The sequence below is a fragment of the Corallococcus sp. CA041A genome (assembly GCF_003612075.1).
GTDB lineage: Bacteria > Myxococcota > Myxococcia > Myxococcales > Myxococcaceae > Corallococcus > Corallococcus exiguus.
In genome coordinates, this window is sequence record NZ_RAWF01000779.1 from 1 (window position 1) to 383 (window position 383).

General features: G+C 56.4%; 1 protein-coding gene. It reads left to right on the plus strand.

The window, feature by feature from the left end; translation table 11 throughout:
- The coding region (gene tcmP / locus D7V77_RS43040) for a three-Cys-motif partner protein TcmP (protein WP_120581799.1) at window positions 1–383 on the plus strand (383 nt) is incomplete at both ends.

A 383-nucleotide genomic window follows, 5' to 3' on the forward strand; every position in this document is an offset into this window, starting at 1 on the left:
CGAAACAAACTGGAGATACTTGCCGGGTACCTCCCGGCCTTCAACAGGGCTAGTCAGACTTCTCGTGAACGAATTTACCTCGACTTGATGGCGGGCCAGCCCGAGAACATAGACCGCGACATGGGAGAGAAATTTGATGGCTCTTCTCTTATCGCTATGAAAGCCGATCCACCTTTCACGCGGCTCCGGTTTTGCGAGCTTAACCCGCTTGCCTCTGAATTGGACGTCGCCCTTCGGACCCGCTTTCCCGGTGACGGTAGGTACCGCGTTGTGGCCGGCGATTCCAACGTAACAATCGATGAAACACTTGCCGAACTAGGCCCTTGGCGGTGGGCGCCCACCTTCGCTTTCATCGACCAACAGGCCGCTGAAGTCCATTGGGA